This window comes from Thermoproteus sp. CP80, assembly GCF_002077075.2.
Taxonomy (GTDB): Archaea; Thermoproteota; Thermoprotei; order Thermoproteales; family Thermoproteaceae; genus Thermoproteus.
In genome coordinates this window covers 1-1,822 of record NZ_LCWM02000064.1, presented here as the reverse complement: position 1 = coordinate 1,822, position 1,822 = coordinate 1, and the positions used below count along the sequence as shown (strand labels likewise).

At 64.1% G+C, this 1,822-nt stretch carries 1 protein-coding gene; it reads right to left on the bottom strand.

What is annotated here, in order from left to right; genetic code table 11:
* Positions 1–739: 739 nt before the first annotated feature.
* Positions 740–1,579 carry a twin-arginine translocase subunit TatC gene (locus B7L68_RS08345; RefSeq protein ID WP_081247195.1) on the bottom strand — a complete coding sequence of 280 codons (840 nt, stop codon included), beginning with the start codon at positions 1,577–1,579 and terminating at the stop codon, positions 740–742.
* Between the last annotated feature and the right edge of the window lie 243 nt (positions 1,580–1,822).

Below are 1,822 nucleotides of genomic sequence, written 5' to 3'. Positions count from 1 at the left end.
CGCCTCGACGAAGAGCTCCGCCGGCCCCTCCACGGCTCCTGGCCCCCTCGAAAAGCTCCTTCGCCGTGCGGCTGATAGCGTGGTCGATACGGGGCCGGAGCGGCGCGCCTGCGGCGCGTCCAGCTGGCGCGGATACGCGCGGCACCCCTAAGGCTTGTGAGCAGGACCGAGATCGGCGTGAAGGCGGAGCACGGCCCCCGGTGGCTTGCGCTAGCGGGCTTCCACAGGGACACCCTGCATGGGAGGGAGGCGAGGCTTGCCTCCATAGGCGCCGAGATAAGCCGGATCAGGGAGCGCGCAGGCGCGCCGCACAGCGTCGCCGAGGCGGCGATGGCCCTCGTGAGGAGGCATATATACGACCTGGAGGGCTCGGCCGGGGCCGTGGCGGTGGCGGCCCTGTGGCTTGCGGCGAGGGATCTGGGCGGGCCGAGGCCGTTGGGCGACTTCCTCAAATGCAGTAGGGCCGACAAATCCGCGGTCAAGAGGGCGGCCTGGAGGCTTAACGAGGCGGCCAGGGGCAGGAGGCCGCCAATTGAGGAGTACGTCAAGGCCGTGGCGGCTAGGGCCGGACTCCCGGCCTCCTACGTGAGGAGGGCCCTTGAGATCCTTGAGGGTAACAGGAGGGCTGCCGCGGGGAGGAGCCCCTGGGTCCTGGCCGCGGCGCTGTGGCTCGCTACATACAAGGAGTACGGAATGCTGATACGCCTCGCCCGCCGCCGGCGTTGCCGGAGGCACGCCGCTACCTCCTGGCAGGCCGCATGTAGGCGTAGTCGGGGCATTTCCTCACGATCCTCTTGCTGTAGGCCAGCCCCACCTCCAGCAACACGGCGAACGGCAGAAACGTCAAGAAGACGGAGACGAGCGTGGCGTCGGGCGTGAATATCGCTATTATTATGAGGGAGACGGCGTATATCACCGGCCTGTAGCCGGCGAGGGCCCAGGGGTTCAGCATGCAGAGCTCCGACAGTATGGCGATGACTATGGGGGCCTCGAAGAAGACGCCGGACCAGAGCGCTATCTGGATTATGGTGTCCACCACGGACCCTATGCTGAAGACGGGGGTGACGCCGGGGAGGACCGACGATATGTCTATGAGAAACCGCAGGAAGTAGCGGGAGATCAGGCCCAGCCCGTAGAGGTTGCCGAGATAGAAGAGCAGAACCCCGTACACGAGATACTTCCTGACCGCCCTGATCTCGTGGGGGTAGAGGGCCGGCTTCACGTACGCCCACACCTCGTAGACCAGATAGGGCACTATCAGCAACACGGTGAAATATAGGGATACGTAGAGCAGGGCGTTGAAGGGCGTGAAGACGTCTCCCGAGATCAGCATCACGTTGGTGTAGGCCATATGTATCGACGGCTCTATGATGTACCTATAGAAGACGTCGTAGGACAGCGTGGTGAAGTTCCCGGTCACGAAGAAGCCCGTCAGGAACTCCAGGGGGTTGGAGAGGTGGCTGGGCGTCGGCATGAGGGTGAAGAGGAAGACGAGGACAGAGACCACGAGCACCCTCCGAAGCCTCGCGGCGAGCTCCATGAGGTGCTCCCATATCGACATCTCCTTGTCTGCAGACACCAGAAGATGCCGCGCCCGCCCCTATAAAGTTTTGTCCGGCTGGCATCGTCCTCGGCCCACCTAGGCCGATCTATGCCGTTATGCGCATGATTCGGGGACCGGCTGAACGTCGGCGAAAAATACATAAAGTCCTCCATAATGTGCCTCGTCGCCGCCGTAGCTAAGCCCGGTATAGCGGCGGTCCCCACGGGGGCTGATGCTGTTAAGGCGAGCGCCGCAGACACCCGTAGGTCCCGGGAGGGG